At 73.2% G+C, this 20,892-nt stretch carries 9 protein-coding genes; 2 read left to right on the forward strand and 7 right to left on the reverse strand.

Going from position 1 to position 20,892, the window contains the following annotated elements:
* Positions 1-160: 160 nt before the first annotated feature.
* Positions 161-394: an MbtH family protein gene (locus BLU95_RS18125; RefSeq protein ID WP_093860947.1), complete on the forward strand. Its 234-nt coding sequence runs from the start codon at positions 161-163 to the stop codon at positions 392-394.
* A gap of 355 nt (positions 395-749) precedes the next feature.
* Here the strand turns inward: BLU95_RS18125 and BLU95_RS18130 are convergent, their stop codons facing one another.
* The 7 genes from BLU95_RS18130 to BLU95_RS18160 form a co-directional block, all read right to left on the reverse strand.
* Entirely contained in the window at positions 750-1,442 is a 693-nt protein-coding gene (locus BLU95_RS18130) for a 4'-phosphopantetheinyl transferase family protein (protein WP_093860948.1), read from the reverse strand.
* Positions 1,443-1,704: 262 nt separating this feature from the next.
* Positions 1,705-2,190, reverse strand: coding sequence for a nuclear transport factor 2 family protein (locus tag BLU95_RS18135; protein WP_093860949.1), 486 nt, complete (start codon positions 2,188-2,190; stop codon positions 1,705-1,707).
* A 57-nt stretch (positions 2,191-2,247) separates the two neighbouring features.
* A complete protein-coding gene (locus BLU95_RS18140; RefSeq protein ID WP_093860950.1) occupies positions 2,248-4,410 on the reverse strand; it encodes an MMPL family transporter in 2,163 nt (720 codons plus the stop codon).
* Positions 4,407-5,858, reverse strand: a complete 1,452-nt coding sequence (locus BLU95_RS18145) for a flavin-containing monooxygenase (RefSeq protein WP_159424925.1) — start codon at positions 5,856-5,858, stop codon at positions 4,407-4,409. Before BLU95_RS18145 ends, BLU95_RS18140 begins: the two co-directional genes overlap by 4 nt.
* An 85-nt stretch (positions 5,859-5,943) precedes the next feature.
* Positions 5,944-8,454 carry a KR domain-containing protein gene (locus BLU95_RS18150; RefSeq protein WP_093860952.1) on the reverse strand — a complete coding sequence of 837 codons (2,511 nt, stop codon included), beginning with the start codon at positions 8,452-8,454 and terminating at the stop codon, positions 5,944-5,946.
* A 7-nt stretch (positions 8,455-8,461) separates the two neighbouring features.
* Complete coding sequence (locus tag BLU95_RS18155; RefSeq protein WP_159424926.1) at positions 8,462-16,417, reverse strand: cytochrome P450; 7,956 nt, start codon at positions 16,415-16,417, stop codon at positions 8,462-8,464.
* A 5-nt stretch (positions 16,418-16,422) separates the two neighbouring features.
* The gene (locus tag BLU95_RS18160; RefSeq protein WP_159424927.1) at positions 16,423-17,913 is read right to left on the reverse strand and encodes an acyltransferase domain-containing protein; all 1,491 of its coding nucleotides are present in this window, start codon (positions 17,911-17,913) and stop codon (positions 16,423-16,425) included.
* A gap of 945 nt (positions 17,914-18,858) precedes the next feature.
* On the opposite strand from BLU95_RS18160, the gene BLU95_RS45115 reads away from it, so the two are divergent.
* A complete protein-coding gene (locus BLU95_RS45115) occupies positions 18,859-20,811 on the forward strand; it encodes an NHL repeat-containing protein (RefSeq protein WP_107452575.1) in 1,953 nt (650 codons plus the stop codon).
* The last annotated feature ends 81 nt before the right edge of the window (positions 20,812-20,892 follow it).

A 20,892-nucleotide genomic window follows, 5' to 3' on the forward strand; every position in this document is an offset into this window, starting at 1 on the left:
AGACTCCTTGCACACCTCACGTGCGAGCGTGCGGGCCGCCCGCCTCGCCTCCGCGCATCCGGGGCCTTCCCTTCCGCCGCTCCTCCCGTGCGGGGACGCGGCCGGACCGCGACGTGCCCGCACCCGCGCCCACCAGCCTCAAATGATCGGGGAACCGGCCATGGCCGAGCTGAACGTCGACCCGCAGTCGCAGACCCACCTGGTCGTCCTCAACGACGAGGAGCAGTACTCGATCTGGTGGGCCGACCGCCCCCTGCCCGCGGGCTGGCGCCGGGAGGGCACGGCCGGCACCCAGGAGCAGTGCCTCGCCCGGATCGGCGAGGTGTGGACCGACATGCGCCCACTGAGCCTGCGCAGGCACATGGACACCAACACTTCCGCCGCCGCGAACTGACGCGCACCCCACCGCCCCCCACCACCTCCGAAGTGGAGCAAGTCCCCGTGTCAGGATCGCGGCTCGAAGCGAGCACCCACGCACTCACCCGCCCGCACCCTCGCCGAGTCCGAGTCGACCGCCTGCGCCCTCTGCAACACCTGCCTGCGCGTCCACCACCCCGGCGCCCGTCCGGCCGGCCTCAGCGCCTCGGTCGCCCCGGGCACCGAGGGACTGCTCCTCGACCCGGACGGCCACAGGTCCGGCCGCCGGCCGCCGAGTGCCGAGCGCTGACCCCCGGCCGACGAGCACCGACCGCTGGCCGCTGCCGCCGAGCACCGACCGCCCACTGCCGGCCGCCGCAGCACGGCGGGCGTCAGCCCAGGCTGTGCCGCAGCCGGTGGCCCACGGCCGTACCGCCCCCGGCCAGCGCCACCGCGGCGGCGTGCCGGGGCCCCGCCGGCACGTCGCTGACGGCCCAGCCGGCCGGGCGCCGGGCCGGATCGGCGGTGCCGAGGTAGTCGGCGGCGGGCGGGCGCCCGAGCCCGATGCCGAGGCCCTTGAGATAGGCCTCCTTGCGGGTCCACAGCCGGGCGAACGCACCGGGGCGGTCCGCCGGACGGACGTCCGCCAGTTCGGCCCGCTCGGCCGGGTGCAGTGTCGTGGCGAGCACCTCCACGCTGTCGGCCGCGGGCAACGGCTCCACGTCCACCCCGACGGGGGCACCGGCGAGGCCGATCAGCACCCGGCCGCCGCCGTGGGAGAGCGAGAAGTGCGGGGCTCCGGCCGGGACTCCGGCCAGCCGCGGCCGCCCGTGCGGTTCGCCGCAGCCGGGGCACGGCTCCCGACCGAAGGCCAGCTCCGCCGGGGCGAGCCCGAGTCGCCGGCCGAGGACGTGCCGCAGCGCGACGTGCGCGGCCAGGTAGACGGCCCGGTCGGCATCCCGGACGAAGCGCCCGGCCCGCCGGTGCTCCTCCTCGTCGAGGCCGTCCAGCTCGGCCGGTCCCACCGGCACGGTGGCGGCCTCGAGCAGCCACAGCTCGACCACTCCCGGATCCTGCACGTTCATCGTCCCCACTCCCCCCTGCACCGACCCCCGGTCGGCGCGCTGACCCCCGGCCGGAGCCCGGCCGGCCGCTTCCCGCTCCGGCGCGGGCCTCGTACGTGCGTGCACTTTGCAAAGCCCGTGGACTTTGCAAAGTGCACTCGCCCGCACCCGCCCCGCACCCACCCGCGCCGCATGCCGACCGAACACCGGCCGAACGCTCACCGAACGCCGACGCGGGCGGCCCGGTAGCACCGGACCGCCCGCGTCGGTGTACCCGCGCGCGTCACCTGCCGACGCGCGCCTCGCGGAACGGGCCGGGGCTGCCGACCGGCGTGGCGACGGCCTCGCCGACGCCCTGCTCGCCCAGCTTGTCCAGCACCGACTCCAGCAGCTCGGTGTCGCAGTAGATGTGCAGCTCGGTGATCTTGCCCCACTTGATCCGCACCACGTGCACACCCTGGTTGGAGTACTTGTTGCCCTCGCGGTCGGTCAGGTGGTCGACCCACTCGGCGAAGGCGACGGTGTCCCAGGGCCAGCCCTTGGCGACGACCTTCTTCAGCTCGAAGCGCAGGTCGGGCATGACCTCGGCCAGCCGGTCGTACCACCGCTGGATCTGCTCGGCGGTGTCGCGGCCGCCCGACAACGCGTGCGCACCGGAGAACCAGTGCTCCGCGTCGGGAGTGAACTGCCGCACGATGGCTGCATAGTTGCCGCGGTTGACGTCGGCGAACGAATTGCGGAGATTGCGCCGGACAATGGCGTGGTACACGTTTCCACCTCTGGTCGTAGCAAGGCCGGTCGATAGTGGTGACGGTGCGTCAAAACCTTACGACTTCTCGACGGCCAGCGGCGGTGCCCCGCCCTCACGGAGCCCGAATCGTTCGTACAGCCACCGGAGCGGAGCCGGGGCCCACCAGTTCCACTGGCCGAGCAGACGCATCAACGAGGGCACCAGCAGCGCCCGGACGATGGTGGCGTCCAACAGCACGCCCAGCGCGGTGCCGAGCCCGAGTTCCTTGATGAACACGATCTCGGAGGTGGCGAGCGCACCCAGGGCGACGCAGAACAGCACCGCCGCCGCGGTGACGACCCGGCCGGTGCGGCCCAGGCCCTGGGCGACGGACTCGGCCTCGCCGACCCCGGCGTCCCTGGCCTCCTTGATCCGGGCGAGCAGGAACACGCCGTAGTCGGTGGAGAGTCCGAAGACCATCGCGAACAGCAGCACCGGCTGGGTGGCGTCCAGCGCGTTCTGCGCCTCGGTGCCGAACAGCCCGGCCCCGTGGCCCCACTGGAAGACGAAGACCAGGATGCCGAAGGTCGCGGCGAGGGTGAGCAGGTTCATCAGCACGGCCTTGAGCGGCAGCACCAGCGAGCCGGTCATCAGCAGCAGCACCAGCATGCTGGTGAGGAAGACGATCAGCGCGGCGGCCGGGAGCCGTCCGGTGAGGCTGTCCTCCAGGTCGACGAAGGTGGCGGTCTGGCCGCCGACCAGGACCTCGTCCGGGCCGGAGAGCGCCCGGACGTCCTTGACCAGGGTCTGGCTCTCCCCGCTGAGGCCGGGCTCCCGGGGGGTGACCTGGACCAGCCAGGTGTCCGCGTTCAGCGCCACCGCCGGGGTGGCGGCGGCCGCGCCGGGCAGCGCCGCGATCCGGTCGCGGAGCGCGTCCATCCGGGGCTGTGCGCCCGCCGTGTCGCCGCCGGCCGCGACCACGACCTGCACGGACTCCAGCGGGTCGGCCGGGAACTCGGCGCGCAGGGTGTCGGCGACCGAGCGGCTGCTCGTGCTGGTGGGCAGCGAGGCCGGACCGACGGTGGTGAAGGCGACCTTCAGGAACGGCAGTCCGAGCAGCACCAGCAGCGCGCCGGCGCCGATCGCGACCAGCGGGGCCCGTCGCATCACCCCCCGGGCCAGCGCGAACCAGCCGCCGTCGGTGTTCTCCGGCGCCTCCAGCGAGCGGCGGAACCGGGCCGGGGCCAGGAAGTCGATGTGCCGGCCGAGCAGTCGCAGCATCGCGGGCAGCACCAGCAGCGCGACCAGCAGCGCCGAGGCGGAGACCAGCAGGCCGCCGACCGCCATCGAGTAGAGGAAGCGCTGGCGGAAGACGAACAGCGAGGCCATCGCGGCACTCACGGTGAGCGAGCTGAACAGGATGGTGCGGCCCGCGGTGTGCAGGGTGACCCGGATCGCCCGGTCGATGTCGGGCTCGACCGTCATCTCGCTGCGGAAGCGGGAGACGATCAGCAGGCTGTAGTCGATCGCGAGGCCGAGGCCGAGCGCGGTGACCAGGTTGAGCGAGAAGATCGACATCGGGGTGAACTGGTCGACCACCCGCAGCCCGAACAGGGTCAGCACGACGTTCAGGCCACCGATGACCAGCGGCAGCGCGGAGGCCACCAGGCTGCGGAAGATCCACAGCGAGAGCAGGAACAGCACCGGGAAGGCCAGCAGTTCGGCCCGCTCCAGGTCGTGCTGGACGGTGCTGACGACCTGGTTGCCGACCACCTCGCTGCCGCCGAGCTTGACCGCCGCGTCGCCGTCGAGCCGGTCGGACAGCCGGTCGACGGCGTCCTGGTACTGGTCCTCCGCACTGTCCTTGAGCCGGCCGACCACGATCGTCCGCTGGCCGTCCCGGGAGACCAGGTTCCTGTCCTGGGTCCGGTAGTACGTCAGGACGTCCGCGAAGGTCGGGTCCCCGGCCATCAGCCCGGCGACCTTGTCGACCTCCTCCCGGGTACGGGGGTCGTCCACCGGGGCACCGGTGTCGACGAGGGCGATGATGCCGCCGTCGCTCTGGATGCCGGTGGCCGCGCCGATCCGGTCGTCCGCCCGGACGCTGCCCGACCCCGGGGTGACGAAGTCCGGGTTGCCGCCGGTCAGCGATGTGACGACGGGCGCGCCGATGAAGGCCGCCACCGCGGCCACCAGCACGGCGCACAGCACCATCACCCGGGCGTGCCGGTTCGCCAACCGTGCGATCAGGTCCATCATGCGTGGCTCCTCAGCCGGGTCGCCGCCGGCAGGTCGGCCTGCTCCGCAGAGCCGGAACCGGAACCGGTGCCGGAACCGCCCGCCCCGCCCGCGGTGCCCCGGTTCCGCGCGGCGGGCGACGGGTCGGCGTTCATCCGGCGGACCAGCTTGCGCAGCAGGGCCCGGTAGGAGAAGTGCTCGACCTGGAGCCAGTGCCGCTCGGAGTCGTAGTACTGGATGCCGCCGTTCAGCTCGGCCGCCGCCATCGGCGTGGCCTTGGCCTGCTTGAACCAGGACGCCCGCCGCGGGTCGGTGCGCAGCAGGTGCAGGTAGCGGGCCATGAGCTGGGACTGGTAATCCATGATCGGCCAGTTGCCGGTGGAAGTCTGGAAGTAACCGATGACAAAAAGGTTGTCGTACTCGGGGTGGAAGGCGCTGAGATGCAATTGCGGAGTGCGCCCGTTCCAGTTCAAGTACTTGCGGTCGATGAACGGGAACTCGGTCATCCGGTAGCCGGTGGCGTAGACGATCACGTCGTACGCCTCCTCGCTCCCGTCGCTGAACTTCACCCGGTCCCCGCGCAGTTCGGCGATGTCCGGCTTCGCCCCGATATCACCGTGCCCCAAGTGGTAGAGGAGCGTCGAATTGATGACGAAATGCTCCTCCAGCAGCTTGTGCGACGGCTTCGGCAGTCCGTACTGCTCCGGCCGTCCGGCACTGTTCAGCCGCAGGAAGAGACTACCGAAGAAGCGCACCACCGGCCGGGGCATGCGCCATTTCAGGACGTTCTCGTAGAGCACGTCGGTGGGCATCCCGAACAGGTACTTCGGCCAGTAGTAGCAGCCCCGGCGGATGCTCAGCGAGGTGGACGCGGCGTTCTGGGAGGACTCCACCGCGATGTCGCAGCCGGAGGTGCCGCCGCCGACCACCAGCACCCGCTTGCCGCGCAGCGGCTCGGGGTCGCGGTACTCGCAGGAGTGCAGGATCTTCCCGTCGAAGGTGCCCGGGTATTCCGGGTACCGGGGGCTCCAGTTGTGGCCGTTGGCGATTACCACCCCGGCGTAGCGGCGGACTTCGCCGCCGTCGAGGGTGACGAACCAGTCCGGCGAGCCGTCCCGGCGCTCGATCGACTCGACGGTGCGGTTGAACTCGACGTGTTCGTACACCCCGAAGTGCTCGGCGTAGGAGCGCAGATAGGCGTGCGCGTGCTCCCGGCCGAGGTAGGTCGGGAAGTGCGCCGGGATCGGGAAGTCGTCGTACTGGATGTAGGGCTTGGACGTGATCAGGTGCACCGAGTCGTAGGCGGCGCTGTAGGTGTTGCCGCCGTACCAGTTGCCGCCCACGTCGTCGGCTCGCTCGATCACGTCGAACTCGATGCCGAACTCCCGCAGGTTCTTTCCGGCGGACAGCCCACCTGCCCCGGCGCCCACGACGCAATAGGCCTTCGACCGGTCAACGATCGTGGTCAACGGATCCCCCTGGTGGTGTCGTGCCGTGCCCCGGGGCACGGTGGATTGGTCGGGTACCGGACGGCCGGCCTCGGACCGTCCGGTGTCAGTGGTGGCGCAGGCCGGTCACCCGGAGCACCACCGGGCACGGTTCGAAGAGTTCGACCGGGTGGTAGCCGGTCCAGTCGCGGCCGTCCGGGGTGCCGACCAGCAGGACGGTGCCCTCCCCGGCCGACGGCGCGACGGACAGCCGCTCCACTGTGAGGCGGCGGACCGGCCCGGCCGAGGAGGTGTCGGCCCGGGCGAGCCACGCGGCCCGCAGCAGGTTCTCCAACTGGTGGAGCGGAAGGGCCGAACCCGGCGCCGGCGAGGCCAGCAGCAGATCGGCCGTCCGCCCCGGCTCCGCGCGCCCGTACAGCCGGCCGCCCACCGCGTCCCGCTGCCAGGCGGCCAGCCGGAAGGCGTGCCCGCTCCAGGCGAGCGCGCCGCCCGGCGCGGGCGGGGCCACGTCCTCCGCGCCCAGTGCCCCGGTCGGCGGCAGCACCGCCCGCTCCGACGGCACCTCACCGGCCCGGTAGACCAGTTCGGCGCCGGCCAGCCGCCGGCCCTCCCGCTCCAGGGTGACCGCGACCCGCCAGTCGCCGTCCGGCGACCAGCGGCCCTCGGCGTGCCGGGTCAGCACCGCCGTCCGCCGCCCGGGGCCGACCGTCAACTCCGCCAGGTCCACCTCCAGGTCCCGGAGTTCGGCGAACCGCAGCTGGTCCCCGTTCTCCGGCAGCACCCAGTCGCCGGCCGCCCGCAGGTACTCCAGGCAGAGCGAGACCGGAAGCGCCGGCTCGCCGCCGACCCGGAAGTCGTCGCAGCACGGCAGTTCCCCGGCCGTCAGCAGGTGCTCCGTGGTCAGCGCGGCGTACGGCCGGAAGTCCAGCGGCTCGCCCAGGTAGTAGCGGCTCGCGGCGAGCCGCTCGATCCCGGGCAGCCCGGTGTCCTGCTGGTAGCCGCGCAGCACGGACGGCAGCATCGCCGGACCGACGTCGCCGATGAACGTCGACTCGCCGCTGCCGCCGGAGAACAGTTCCCGCTTCCAGTGGTACAGGCCCTCGCGGACGTCCACCGCCGACATGTAGCGCAGCGTGGCCTCGTAGTTGGTGATCATCCCGAGGCGTTCCCAGGTCGGCCAGCAGACCGTGGAGACCGGCGTCCGCCGGACCCGGCCGGACTGCTCGCCGTCCTGCGAGGCCCACAGCCCGAGCCGGCTCAGCGCCTCGTTGGCGGCACCGTAGTCGAGCTGGCCGACCATGCCGCCCCAGCGGCCGGTCAGCGAGCCGACGCTGCAGAAGAACGCCAGCGGCGGCCGGTCCGCCACCGCGCGCAGCAGGTTGAGGAAGCCCCCGACCTTGACCCGGACGACCAGCGAGACGATCTGCTCGGTCTTGCCCGGCAGCCGCACCGGTACGTCCACGCCCGCGTTGTGGACGACGCCCGCCAGCCGGTCGCCGGCCTCGTCGACCAGCCGGGCGACCTGCTCGGGGTCGGTGATGTCGCACTGCACGTAGTCGATCCGCAGACCGTCCTCGCGGGCCCGCGCGAGGTTGGCCCACAGCTCCCGCTCCTGGGCCAGCTTCTCCAGCTCGCCGCGGACCTGCGGCACCCGGCGTGCGGCCACGGCCTCCCGCAGCCGCTCGTCCCGGTACCGCCGGAACTCCCGCTCGTCGAGGGCCAGTGCCGGGACGGCCGCCGCGTCGGGCACCGCGCCGCGACCGCTCACCACCACCCGCGCGCCGAACTCCTCGGCGAGCGAACGGGCCAGCGCGTAGCCGATGCCGCGCCCGCCGCCGGACATCACCACCGTGTCGCCGGGCCGCAGCGCGCGGACCGGCGGGGCGGGCTGGGCGTGGCGGGCCCGCAGGCTGTAGCGGCGGCCGCCGTGGTGGCCGATCTCGAACGCGCCCCAGCGGTAGAGCTCCCGGCTCACCAGCTCGCCGATCTCCTCCGCGGAGTGCTCGGCGGTGAGGTCGAGGATCCTGATGTTGCAGTTCGGGACCTCCCGGGGCAGGCCCTTGGCGAGCCCCGCCCACAGACCGCCGAGCGGCTGTTCGACCCGGTCCGCGCCGAAGCCCATCCGACCGCCCAGCCAGGTGACCGGGAGGTAGAACAGCCGCACCGCGTCGGTCTCGGTGATCCAGTCCGCGAAGCAGGCCTGGAGCATCGCGACCGTCTGCCGGAACGGTGCCTCCCAGCCGTCCGGGCCGCTGCGGTCGAAGGGCTCCTCGAGGTTGAGGTCGACGATCCCGTCGATCCGCCCGGCCGCGGCGAACAGGGCCGCCGCGGCCTCGGCGAAGCCGCCGCGCTGCCCCTCGGCGGGCGGCGCGAGCCGGTGCACCGCCGCCCCGGCCGCGGTGAGCGCCGCGGCGACCGCGGCGGCGGTGGCCTCCCGGCCACCGACCACCGCGATCGAGCGCCCGCGCAGCCCGGGGGCGGCGCCCGGCGGGAGGGCGGCGGTCTCCACCGGCTCCCACACGTGGCGCCGCACCGGGCGCACCGATCCGTCCTGCGGGTAGTCCACCACCGGCGGGGCGAGGGCCTCCGCGAGGGTGATCGGTTCCTTGAGTGTCATCGGCGTGTCATCGCTTCCTGGGCTCGACGACGAGGCGGATGCCGTCCACGGGGCGGAAGGACACCAGCGTGCCCAGCGTCAGCGGGTGGTCGGGGACCAGCCGCAGCCGGAACCGCTGGGCGACCATGGCCAGTGTCAGGTGGGTCTGCACCAGCGCCATCTGGTTGCCGATGCACTTGCGCTGGCCCCCGCCGAACGGGAAGTAGGCGTAGCGGGGCTGCTGGGCGCGGTTCTGCTCGGTGAAGCGCTCCGGGTCGAAGCGCTCCGGGTCGACCCAGTAGTCCGGGTGCCGGTGGGTGACGTACGGGACCATGAAGACGCTGCCGCCGGCCGGGACGTGCCAGCCGTTGACGTCGTCCTCCGCGACGGCGTCGCGCGGGTACACCCAGATCGGCGGGTGCAGCCGCAGGGTCTCGTCGGTGACCATCTTCGCGTACGGGAGCTTCGGCAGGTCCTCGATGGTGGGCGTGCGCCCGCCGAGCACCTGCTCGACCTCCTCGTGCAGCCGCTCCTGCGCCTCCGGGTCCTTGGCCAGCTCGTAGAGCGCCCAGGCCAGGCCGGTGCCGGTGGTCTCGTGGCCGGCCATGAAGACCGTCATGATCTCGTCCCGGACCTGCTGCCGGGTCCACTCGCCGCCGCTCTCGTCCCGGGCCTGGAGGAGCAGGCTGACCAGGTCGGTCAGCCCCTCGTGCCGGCCGTCCCGGTGCGCCTCGACGATGCCGTCCACCACGTCGTACATCACCTTGCGCGCCTGGCGGATGCGCCGGTTGTACGGGATCGGGACGAACTCGGGGGTCAGCTGGTTGAGGGTGCCGCGGAAGACCATGGCCTCGATGGAGGTGACCATCGCCGGCCCCACCCGGTCGCTGAGCGGGTGGAGGTCGGTGTCGAACATGACCTTGCCGAGGGCCCCCAGGGTGAGGTCCATCATCTCCGGCACCACGTCGATGCCGGCCTTGTCCGACCCGGCCCGCTCCCAGCGGTCGAGCACCAGGGCGGTGGAGTCGGTCATGGTGGTCGCCATGTTGTCGATGGCGGTCTTGTGGAACAGCGGGTTCACCACCCGGCGGTGCTGCTTCCACTCGTCCCCGTCGAGGGTGAGCAGGCCCATCCCCATGAAGATCTTGAAAGCGTCGTAGCCCTTGCCGCGGATGTAGTTCTGGTTGTTGTCCTGGAGGACGTACTTGATGTTGTCCGGGTGGTAGTTGAGGTGGACGGTGAAGTAGCCCAGCGGCAGCCGGACCATGTCCCCGTAGGCGCGGCTCAGTTCGGTGAACAGGGCCGGGGCGTTGCGCTGGAACTTGCGCAGGTTGCCGGGGACGGTCCGCAGTCCGCGCGGCCCCGGGGCGGGGCGGGCGAGCCGTGCGACGGCGGACGCGGGGCGACGTGCCGGGCGGCGCTCGGGCGCGGCGACGACCGTGGCCACCGCCGTGCCCGGCTCCGGGGCCGGCTCCCGGCCGTTGTCCTTGCTCGCGGTCACGTCGGTGCCCGCCTTCCTGCTCGTGGCGTACTGGGGGTCCGTGGCCGCCGGCGTCGGCCCACCAGCCGCGCCGGCCTCAGCTTTTCCCATCGCCGTCACCACCTCGCCGGCCTCGGCGGGGGCCACCCCGGGTTCGACCGCTCCGGGTTCGACCTCCTCGGGCTCGACCGCCTCGGGCTCGACCACCCCGGCTTCGAGCACCCCCGGATCGACCGCCTCGGGCTCGACCGCCTCGGGTCCGACCGCCCGGGCGGCGGCCGCCTCGGCCACCTCCTCGGGGGTCACGAACTTCCCGGTGCTCCGGTCGAGATAGCCCATCAGCGTCCAGTCCAGGTCCTTCATCTGGATCAGGATCCGCCCGTCCGGACGGACGGCGACGAACCGGTTGCCGCTGCCCGCGTTCCGCCCGTCGGCCTCCGCGCCGGGCAGCACCGCGTACAGGTCGACCCGGCCGTACCGGGCCGCGACCTGGCTGTCGCCGCCGTGTTCGTAGACGTCGATCCGGCCGATGCCCAGCGGGGCCGCGAGCGGGACCAGGTCACCGTCGACCAGGGCCAGCACCCCGGTCCTGGCCAGCCCGTCGAGCAGCACCACGGGGATCCCGAAGCTCCCGAAGACCCGGTGGTCCAGGGGCAGTTCGAGGTTGTAGGTGGCGCGCTTGCCGTCCGGGTGCAGCCGGGTGTCGGTGGTCGACACGAACAGGTCGGTCAGCAGCACCGGGGAGCCCGGGCTGTGGTACGGGTCCGGCACCGGCGTCTCCGCGGCGGGGTGCCAGGCCTTCCAGTGCGGCGCGTCCGGCAGGTCGCCCGCCAGCAGCACCCGCACCTCGAAGTGCAGCCGGTCCTTGACCAGCACGGTGCCGTTGGGCGCCACCACGTCGTGGGTGATCCGCACCGCCACCACGGCCTGGCCGAGGTCGGCCCGGCGCTCCACCAGTTCGGCCCGGATCCGCTTCCGCAGCCCGGCCCGGTCCGACTCGCGGACCTTGAGGAAGTGGTGGAAGCGCAGGTCCTCGAACGCGTACACCTTGAGGTCCGGCACCAGCCACGAGGCCGCCTCGAAGGCGATCTCGGTGACGAACGTCCCCGGCAGGGTGGGTGCGTCGCCGACCTTGTGGTGACGCAGGTAGTCGTCCCGCTCGAGGTCGAAGACCCGCTCGAAGGTGACCGTGTCCGTGCCGCGCTCGACCACCTCACCGAGGTAGAACGGCAGCTTCTCCGCCGCCGCGGCCGGCCGCTCCGGGCGCACCGGCTCCGACGGCGCCACCGAGTCCGAACCACCGCGCTGCGCGCCCGGGTTGAGGAAGCCGGGCAGCAGCCGGTCGACCGCCCGCCGCTCCGCGTCACCGAGGTGCACGGTGTACGGCGACGGCTTGGCGAGGTTGAGCTCGCGGACGAAGTGGTGCACGCCCTCCGCGGTGCTCATCGCGGAGTACAGCCCGCTCTTCTCGAAGTACGCCTTGGTCAACTCGTTGGCGCCCAGGCCGACCTCGCCCCACAGGGTCCAGCCCACGGTGAACTCGTGGATGCCCAGCACCTGCTGGTGGTACGTCGCCGCGGCCCCGAGGAAGTCGTTGCCCGAGGCGTAGTCGGCCTCGCCGACCTGGCCGGTCATCCCCAGCAGCGAACCGAAGTTGCACCAGGCGCGCGGCAGCCGGCCCCGCAGGGCGTGCTTGAGGTTGAAGTAGCCCAGCACCTTCAGGTCGCGGACCTGCCGGAACTCCGCCAGGCTCTTGGTCGCGATCGGCGCCGAACGGTTCAGCCCTGCCGCGTTGACCAGCAGGTCGATCCGCCCGGCCTCGGCGTGGATCCGGTCCATCGCGGCCATGACCTGCTCGCGGTCGGTCACGTCGCAGGGCACGTAGTGCACCGCGCCCGCGCCGCTGTGCTCGGCGATCCGGCGCAGGTTGGCCCGGATCACCCGGGCCTGGCCGATCCGCTCGTACGCGCGGTTGAGCTGCGCGGGGTTGCGGCCGGTCCGCAGCGCCAGCTGCTTGCGGATGTAGTCGGCGCGGCCCTTGGCGAAGGCCTCGTCGTCCAGCTCCAGGTACTCGGCAGGGTGGGAGTCCACCGGGTTGCTGCCGAGCACGTACACCCGGGGCCGGAAGTGCCGGGCGACCTCGGCCAGCAGCTCGGCGGTGATGCCCCGCCCGCCGCCGACCGCGACCACGACGCTGTCCGGACCGAGCGTCGCCTCTCCCGGCGGCAGCAGCTCGCCGGGCTCCTCGGCGAGGGTGACGGTCAGCCGCCGCCCGCCGTCGTGGAAGGCCGAGGGGACGCCGCGCCGGAACGCGGACTCCCGCTCCGCCTGCGCGACCCCGGTGGCGGCCTCCCGCGTCCCGGTGATCAGCGCGTAGGTCAGGCAGTGCGGCGCGTACTCCAGGTGGATCACCTTGAACAGGCCGGTGAACATGCCCGTGAACGGGTGCGGGGTGCGGTCGGTCATCGCCCCGAGGAACAGCCCGACGCAGCTCGCGCCGCCGGCCTCGTCGGCCAGCGCCTCGTGCCGCTGCTGCACCGTCAGGAAGACCAGCTCGTGCAGGGCGCTCAGCGCCTCCGCCTCGGCCGGGCCGGCGGTGTCCGCGCCGGACAGGTCGGTGACCACCCGGATGTGCCGGACCAGCCGCCGCGGGTCCGCCTCGTCCAGCAGCCCCGCCAGCGCCTCGGCGTCCGGCACGTGCCGGACCCCGGGGCCGCCGGGCACGGTGGACAGCACCAGGGTGCCGGCCGGTGCCCCGGCCGCCGTCACCGTCTCCGGCCGGTCGGTCAGGACGACGGTGGGCTCCGCGGGCCAGAACGGCAGCTCGGCGCGGACCGGCTCGCCGGGCGTCTCGGTCAGCCCGGGCACGTGCCGGCTCACCACCAGCGGGTGCCGGTCGTCGTACTGCCGCTCGTCGTAGAACGCGGACGGCACGTGGAGGTCGGCCTCGGGCGCCGGCACGGCCGCCGACAGCGGGGCCGAGACCCGGACGCCGAGGTCGGGCGCGCCGTTCTCGCCGCGGCAGACCACCAGCGCGTCGCGCCGGGCCGGCTCCTCGGCCAGCACCTGCAGGATGCCGATCGCGCCCTCGGCGCCCAGGTAGCAGGCCTCCCGGCCGGGGCGGACGGCGCCGCACTCGACGGTCGGCACCGGCCCGGCCGCCGCGTCCGCGGCCGCCTCCGCCTCCGCCTCGGCGAGCGGGGTGTCCAGGTAACCGAGCACCTCCAGCCCGGCCGCGGCGGCGGTCTCCTCCGTCACCAGGGCGAACAGGAAGGCACCCTCGGCCAGCACGCTGCCGCCGTCGAGGGCCTCGTCCAGCAGCTGGCGCACCTCGTCGGTGCTGTTGCCGTTGATGCCGCCGACCAGCGCCATCGTCAGCTCGCCCTGCCGCAGGTAGCGGATGGCGACGTCGATCGCGCTCAGGGTCGAGGTGAACCCCGTGTCGACCGTCATGTTGAGGCCCTTGAGGTCGAAGTAGTTGGCGACCCGGGCCGGGATCACGTTCGGCATCATGCCGGGGAAGGAGTCCTCGTTGGACGGCGGGACCAGCCGCCGCACCTCGGTCCGGAGCAGCTCCAGCGCCTGCGGCAGCCACGGCGCCGAGGCCAGCGAGTCGTCGGCCTCCAGCGCGATGGTCAGGTCGTCCAGGTAGCAGCGCAGCGCGTAGAGCGTCGCGTTGCGGGTCGCCCCGAGGTGGCCGAGCACCACACCGGTCGTCTCGCTGTTGTCCTCCCAGAACGCGCCCAGGCTGTCGCGCAGCCGGTGGGCGCACTTGAGGATCATCAGCTGACAGCGGTCGATGCCCCGCATCATGCCGGGGGGCATCCGCACCTGCTTGAACGACGGCAGCGGGTAGGTGTCGCCGAAGGACACGTCCTCCGGTCCGGTCCGGCCCAGCCAGGAGGCCAGTTCGTCGGCGGTCTCGGTGCCCGGCACGTGCGCGGTCCGGGCCACGATCGCGATCCGCTGCGGCTCCGTCTGCCGGGTCGGCGCCGGCACCGGGCTCCCGGGCGCCGTCGTCGGCGCAGCGGGCGGCTCCTGGACGACCAGGTGGGCGTTGGTGCCGCCGAAGCCGAAGCCGGAGACGGCGGCCGTCCGGCGGCGGGCGCCGCGCGGCCAGGGCACCGCCTCGGTCGGCACGACCAGGTTGGAGCCGCCGATCGCGAAGTCCGCCGGGGTCTCGGTGAACCGGTGCTGCGGCGGGATCACGTCGTGCCGGAAGCCCAGCACGACCTCGATCAGCGAGGCCACGCCCGCGGCCCAACCGGTGTGCCCGATCACCGACTTGTTGGAGGTGACGACCACCGGGGCGCGGCCCGGCTCGTGACCGCCCAGCGTCTCGCGCAGGGTGGTGAACTCCGCCAGGTCGCCGGCCGGGGTGCCGGTGGCGTGCGCGACGATCCAGTCCGGCCGCACGTCGTCCATGCCCGGCCGGTCCAGGGCGCGGCGGATCGCCAGCTTCTGGCCGGCCGCGCTGGGCGCGTAGATCGCCTTGCCCTTGCCGTCCGAGGACGAGCCGAAGGCGCGCAGGGTGGCGAGCACCCGGTCGCCGTCCCGGCGGGCCCGGCTGAGCCGCTTGAGCACGACGGTCGCGGCGCCGTCCGAGAACAGCACCCCGTCGCTGTCCTTGTCGAGCGAGCGGACCTCGCCGCTCACCGACAGGCCGTTGAGCTTGGCGAACAGGATCGACCCGCGCGGGCCCACGGCGAACGAGCCGCTGCAGACCGCGATGTCGTGCCGGCCCTCCAGCAGGCCCTTGAGGCCCAGGTCCACCGCGTAGAGCGAGGAGGAGCAGGCGGTGTCCACGAGCAGCAGCTCGGCGGAGTCCGGCAGCACGTCGCGCATCGCGTTGAGCCCGACCCGGTGCGGGAAGAAGTGCAGCGGCTCGGGGCCGCTGCGCGGGTAGTGCCCGGCCAGCCGTCGTTCGACGGTGGCCAGCGCGGCGGCGCGGTCCGCCCCGGACAGGCCGAGGCCGTCCAGGATGGGCGCGATCCGGCCGAGCACACCGGCCCGGACGGTCGCCTCCTCCAGGTGCTGGCTGCCGTCGGCGGTGTAGCCGACCAGGAAGGAGCAGCGGTCCTCGGGGTCGTGCCGGACGCCCTCCATCGCCTGGAGCAGCGAGTGGCGCAGCCAGAGCGTGGTGGACTCCACCGCGTTCGGGTCGGTCCCCGCCTCGGCCAGTTCGCGGGCCAGCTGCGGGTGCGGCACGAAGTCGGTGATGAAGGCCGAGCGCTTGGAGTAGGTCTTGTCCTCGTCGCGCTTGTCGGCCGAGTGGAACTTGTCGTTGTCCCACCGGTCGGCGGGGATCTCGACGAAGCGCTCGGCGCCGTGCATGAGCTCGTGCCAGTACTCGTCGAGGTCGTTGGCGCCGGGCACCACGATGCCCATGCCGACGATGGCGATCTCGTCGTCCTCGTCGAACGCCTCCTCCTCGACCGGCTTCTGCGCGGTCACCGGGGCGACCGCAGCCGGAGCGGGGGCGGGGGCGGCGGCCGGGGCCGCCGCGACGGTGGGCGCCTGACGCGGGGTCACCGCGGCCTGCACGGCGGCGGTGACGGGGGTCGTGACAGGTGCGGTGACGGGTACGGTGACGGCGGGCGTGACGGGTGCGGTGACGGCGGCGGCGACCGCCGGCGCGTTCGCCGGGGTGCTCACCGCCTCCGCCCGTCCGTCCGCCGGCTCCCCGACCGGGACGGTCGGCGGCACCGGCTCCACCAGCGCGCGCGGCGGCGAGAGCAGCGCCTGCCCGGTGGACAGTCCGCCGTCCGCCAGGATCACCTGGCCGGTGATCCAGCTCGACCGCGGCGAGGCCAGGAAGGCCACCACCTCGGCCAGTTCCTCCGGGTGGCCGAGCCGGCCCATCGGGGTGGCCTCGATCGTCGCCCGCTGCATTCGCTCGGCGTCCGGGAAGAGGTCCACGACCTCGCTGTACAGCATGCCGGCGGCGGCGGTGTTGACCCGGATCCCGTCCCGGGCGTAGTCGACGGCCAGGTAGCGGGTCATCGCCTCCACCGCGGCCTTGGCCGGCCCGCAGGCCAGGTAGTTGGCCATCACGAACTGGCCGCCGCCCAGCGTGGAGAGGTTGACGATGCTGCCCCCGCCCCGCCGCGCCATCAGCGCGGCGGCGCGCTGGGCGCACGCGAGGCCGCCCTTGAGGTTGGTGTTGAGGGCCCGGTCGATCAGCTGGTCGGTGACCTCGCCGCCCGGCACCAGGGCACCGTTGGCGGCGTTGTTGACCAGGATGTCGAGGCCGCCGAAGCGCTCCTCGATCTCGTCGAACATCCGGTCGACCTGGCCCCGGACGGCGACCGACGCCCGGATGACGTGCGCCTGGCCGCCGGCCCGCTCGATCTCCTCGGCGGTCTCCCGGGCGGGGCCGGGCGAGTGGAGGTGGTTGATGACGACGAGCGCGCCGTCGGCGGCGAGACGCTTGGCGATGACCTTGCCGACGTTCCGCGCCCCGCCGGTGACCAGGGCGATCTTTCCCTGAAGTTCCTGGGACACCCCGCTCACACCGATCCGCCCGAGGCGATGATCAGGTCGGCGATCTTGCCCAGGGTGTTGTAGGCGGCCGGACGCACGTCGGACGGCCGGGGCGGCAGCTCGTAGCGGTTGCCGACGCGCACCAGCAGCTCCGTCTGCTTCACCGAGTCGACGCCCAGCTCGGCCTCCAGGTCGGTGGCCTCCTCGAAGACCTCGGCCGGGTACTCCAGCGCCTCGGCGTAGATGTCGGCGAGCTGGCGGACCAGGGTGTCCCGGTCCACGGCCGCCGCCGGCCCGGCCGCGACACCGCCGTTCAGGCTGCCGTTCAGACTGCCGTTCAGGCTGCCGTTCGCCGCGTCGACGCTCGGCTCCTCCTCCTTCGCGCCCAGGTAGGTCAGGTAGGCCTCGCGGGCGAACGCCCGGACCTCCACGCCCCGACCGTTCCAGAACGCCTCGAAGTCCTCGGCCGGCACGTCGGACAGCAGCGCCGCCCGCAGCTGGTCCGCCGGGGAGCCGCCGCCCGCACCCGCCGCGACCGCACCCACCGAGGCCAGCCGGTCGAGCGCCTGCCGCAGCACGGCGGCGCCCCCCGCCTCCGGCAGCAGGGTCGGCACGGTGGTGACCGGCGACTCCACGATGCGGCCGGTGATCCGGCTCAGCGCGTCCAGCGCACCGCTCTCGACGAACACCGACACACCGGTGCCCGCCAGCTCGCGGACGGTGTCGCCGAAGCGCACCCGGGCGGTGAAGTGACCGGCCAGCAGCTCGGTCAGCCGGTCCCCGTCCTCGTAGGCGCGGCCGGTGATCGGCGAGTGGACGGTGGTCTCCAGCGGACGCTGGCGGATGTCCGCGATCCGCGCGGCGAACTTCTCCGCCGCCGGGCCGAGCAGCGGGCTGTGGAAGGCGTACGGCGACTTCAGCCGGGCGAAGTCGATCTTCAGCACGGCGGCCAGCCGGCCGATCGTGTCCAGCGTCTCGGCCCGGCCGGACAGCACGGTCTGACCCGCGTGGTTCTCCACCGCGATACCGGTCAGCGGGTCGCCGACCAGGTCGACGAGGCGCTGCGCCCGGCCCGCGTCGGTGCCGATGGCGGCCATGTAGGCGTCGCCCAGCCCGGCCTCGCGCAGGGCGATGCTCCGGTGGCAGACGATCTCGGCACCCTCGGCGGGCGTGAACGCGCCCGCGGCGACCAGCGCGGCGATCTCGCCGAGGCTGTGGCCGATCAGAACGTTCGGGCGCAGACCGCGGGCCTTCAGCACGGCGTAGGTCGCGGTGGAAACCGCGTAGATGGCCAGCTGGAGCGCCTCCGGGGCCTCCCGGAGCAGCTGCTCGGTGTCCGGCGTCCGCGTCGCGAACAGCTGGTCCACCGCACGGTCGCCGAGCAGCGGACGGGCGGCGTCACCGATCTCGGCGAGGACCGGTCCGACCTCGGGGAACTCGTCCCGGAGGTCGGCGAGGGCACGGCCGTAGAACGCACCCTGGCCCGGAAAGAGGACGGCAATCGAAGTTTCAGGCATGACGCACACTTCCCCCATACTCATTTGCGTGATCAGCTGCACCGGCGGATCGCGCCGCATTTTCTTGACCGATGAGACCGTATTCACGCCTCCACACTCGGGAGAGGCGGTTCCGGTTAATCTTCGGTTAACTCGAGAACGCGATCACAGGCGAATTCAATGCCTTCGGACTGGACATCAGGGATGCCATTGTCCGGAAATGCATCAGGAGGTCCGGCTCGGCGGCGCACTCCCACAGCGCGCGAAACAGCCGAGCAACTGGCCTGCAACAGAACGTCGTTGCCATCCGTCGACACCGTGCGACGTCAGGCGGTCGTCACCACCCCTGCCGTTGCCCACCAGTCGAACAAGTGGAATGGCCGACTTCGGTTCTACAATTGTCAGCCACTGCCATATTCAAGTCCATCGTCCCCCGTACCGCTGCGTGCCGAAGCACACCGGCTCATACTCGTTTCACCCTAGGAATGGCCCTGACGGCAAGTCAAGTACTTTCTTTCGCGACCCGTCGGTAACATTCCTGACCTGCGACGAAGTCCCGTGCCGACTTCGTCACAACCCCCATTTCGCCAGGCCATGTCAAGTTGTGCGCCACGAAACAGCGCGAAACAGAAACGCTTCTGCCGGTACTTCCGGAAGCGGTTCCCGAACCCTCGGACCACCTTCCCGAACCGCCCCCGAAATCGACGCACAAGACCTCTCGGCCCATGCGCCCCCGCGCCGGTTCGTGCGCCCACCTCCCACGCCCCCGCCGGCGCCACGGCGCCCCGCCTCCCCGCGGGCGGCCCCGCACCGGCCCGCCTCCGCCGTCCCGGGCAATTTCCCCCGCCTTCCCCGGCCGGTCGCGCGCGGCCGGCCACGCGATGTGGCAGGCAGGAAGCGGACACCTCGTTCCCCCCTCCTTCTCCGCTCCTTCCCACTCCTTCCCCACGATCCGACGGAGCCCCCATGCGCCGACGCCACGGCGTCCTGCTGACCACCGCCCTCCTCGCCCAACTCGCCGCCGGCCCCGTGCCCGCGGTGGCCACCGCCCCCGACCGCCCGGAACCGACGGTCCAGTGCGGAGTGGTCCGCAGCGGCGAAACCCCGCTCGGCGAAGCCGAGGTGACGCTCTACCAGGCCGGTGACGGCGGGCACGACGAGCCCCGGGTCCTGGCCCGCACCCGCAGCACCGAGGACGGACGGTTCACCCTCGACTACCGCCGCCCCGAGGACCCCCGCGCCGTCCTCTACGTCCTGGCCGACCTGCACGGCCCGGCCACCCTCGCCGCCGTGCTCACCGGCGCCGCCGCCCCGCCGGAACTCGTCGTCAACGAGCGCACCACCGTCGCCGTCGCCTACGCCCTGGCCCGCTTCACCGGCCCGGCCGGCGTCTCCGGCACCCACCCGGGCCTGCAGAACGCCGCCGCGATCGCCCACAACCTCGCCGACACCGGCACCGGCGACATCGCCGCCACCCTCGCCGCCCCGCCCAACGGCCACCTCACCTCGACCGTGGCCGAGTTCAACACCCTCGCCAACCTGCTCGCCGCCTGCGTCACCGGCGACTCCTGCGACCGGCTGTTCGACCTGGCCCGCCGCCCCGGGCACGAACGGCCCCACGACACCCTGCGCGCCGCCGTCGACATCGCCCACGACCCCGGCCACAACGCCGCCGAGCTCTTCGACCTCGCGCGGACCAGCCCGAGCTACCTCCCTGCCCTGTCCGCCGCCCCCGCCGCCTGGACCGTCGCCCTGCGCTACGACGGCAACGGCCACGAGATCGACGGCCCCGGCAACATCGCCTTCGACGCCGACGGCAACGCCTGGGTCACCAACAACTACCGCTACGACGCCGACCCCACCGTCCCGGTCTGCGGCGGCCGCGCCCTCCTCAGGATCACCCCCACCGGCCAGGACGCCCCCGGCGCCCCCTACCGCGGCGGCGGCCTCTACGGGGCCGGCTTCGGCATCACCGTCGACGCCGCCGGCACCGCCTGGGCCGGCAACTTCGGCTTCCAGGGCGACGGCTGCCCGATCGACCCGACCCCGCTCGAACGCAGCCTGTCCCGTTTCACCGCCGACGGCACCCCGCTCTCCCCGCCCGAGGGCTTCCAGCAGGGCGGCATCGCCCAGCCCCAAGGCATGGCCGCCGACCGCAGCGGCACCGTCTGGACCGCCAACTGCGGCGGCACCGGCGTCACCCGGATCCCCGACGGCGACGCCTCCCGCGCCCGCGAGATCCCCCTCCCCGGTCTGCAGAAGCCCTTCGGCGCCGCCGTCGACCCCACCGACCGCCTCTGGGTCACCGGCAACGGCAACGACAGCGTCCAACTCCTCGACCCCGACGGCACCCCCCGCCGAACCGTGACCGGCGGCGGCCTGCGCCGCCCGCTCGCCGTCGCGACCGACAGCCGCGGCAACGCCTGGGTCGGCAACAGCGGCATCCTCCCCGTCCCCTGCGCCGGCAGCACCGCCGACGACCTCGCCGCCGCGGCCACCTCCGCCACCGACGACCCCGCCACCCGCCCCGGCGCCTCGGTCACCCTGATCCACCCCGACGGCACCCCCGCCCCCGCCCCCTTCACCAACGGCGGCCTCTTCCTCCCCTGGGGCATCGCCGTCGACGGCGACGACACCGTCTGGGTCGCCAACTTCGGCGGCCACCGCGTCGCCCGCCTCTGCGGCACCGACCTCACCGCCTGCCCGCCCGGCTACCGCACCGGCCAGCCGCTCTCCCCGCCCGACACCGGCTACCCCAGCGACGGACTCGACCGCAACACCGGCATCCGCATCGACCCCTCCGGCAACGTCTGGCTCGCCAACAACTGGCGCACCGTCCCCTTCCGCACCAACCCCGGCGGCCACGAACTCGTCCTCCTCGTCGGCGCCGCCGCCCCCGTCCCCACCCCCCTCCTCTGACCCCCGCCCCACCCCCACCACGAACACCGCAAGGGCCCGGCCGGAAAACCGACCGGGCCCTCCGCCCCCCAACCGCCCACA

The sequence above is a fragment of the Streptomyces sp. TLI_053 genome, from assembly GCF_900105395.1.
GTDB lineage: Bacteria > Actinomycetota > Actinomycetes > Streptomycetales > Streptomycetaceae > Kitasatospora.

Bases quoted from the DNA above. Each gene is read 5' to 3' on its own strand.
- BLU95_RS18125 (WP_093860947.1), top strand. From the start codon at position 161: ATGGCCGAGCTGAACGTCGACCCGCAGTCGCAGACCCACCTGGTCGTC.
- BLU95_RS18130 (WP_093860948.1), bottom strand. From the start codon at position 1,442: ATGAACGTGCAGGATCCGGGAGTGGTCGAGCTGTGGCTGCTCGAGGCC.
- BLU95_RS18140 (WP_093860950.1), bottom strand. From the start codon at position 4,410: ATGATGGACCTGATCGCACGGTTGGCGAACCGGCACGCCCGGGTGATG.
- BLU95_RS18150 (WP_093860952.1), bottom strand. From the start codon at position 8,454: ATGACACTCAAGGAACCGATCACCCTCGCGGAGGCCCTCGCCCCGCCG.
- BLU95_RS18160 (WP_159424927.1), bottom strand. From the start codon at position 17,913: ATGCCTGAAACTTCGATTGCCGTCCTCTTTCCGGGCCAGGGTGCGTTC.
- BLU95_RS45115 (WP_107452575.1), top strand. From the start codon at position 18,859: ATGCGCCGACGCCACGGCGTCCTGCTGACCACCGCCCTCCTCGCCCAA.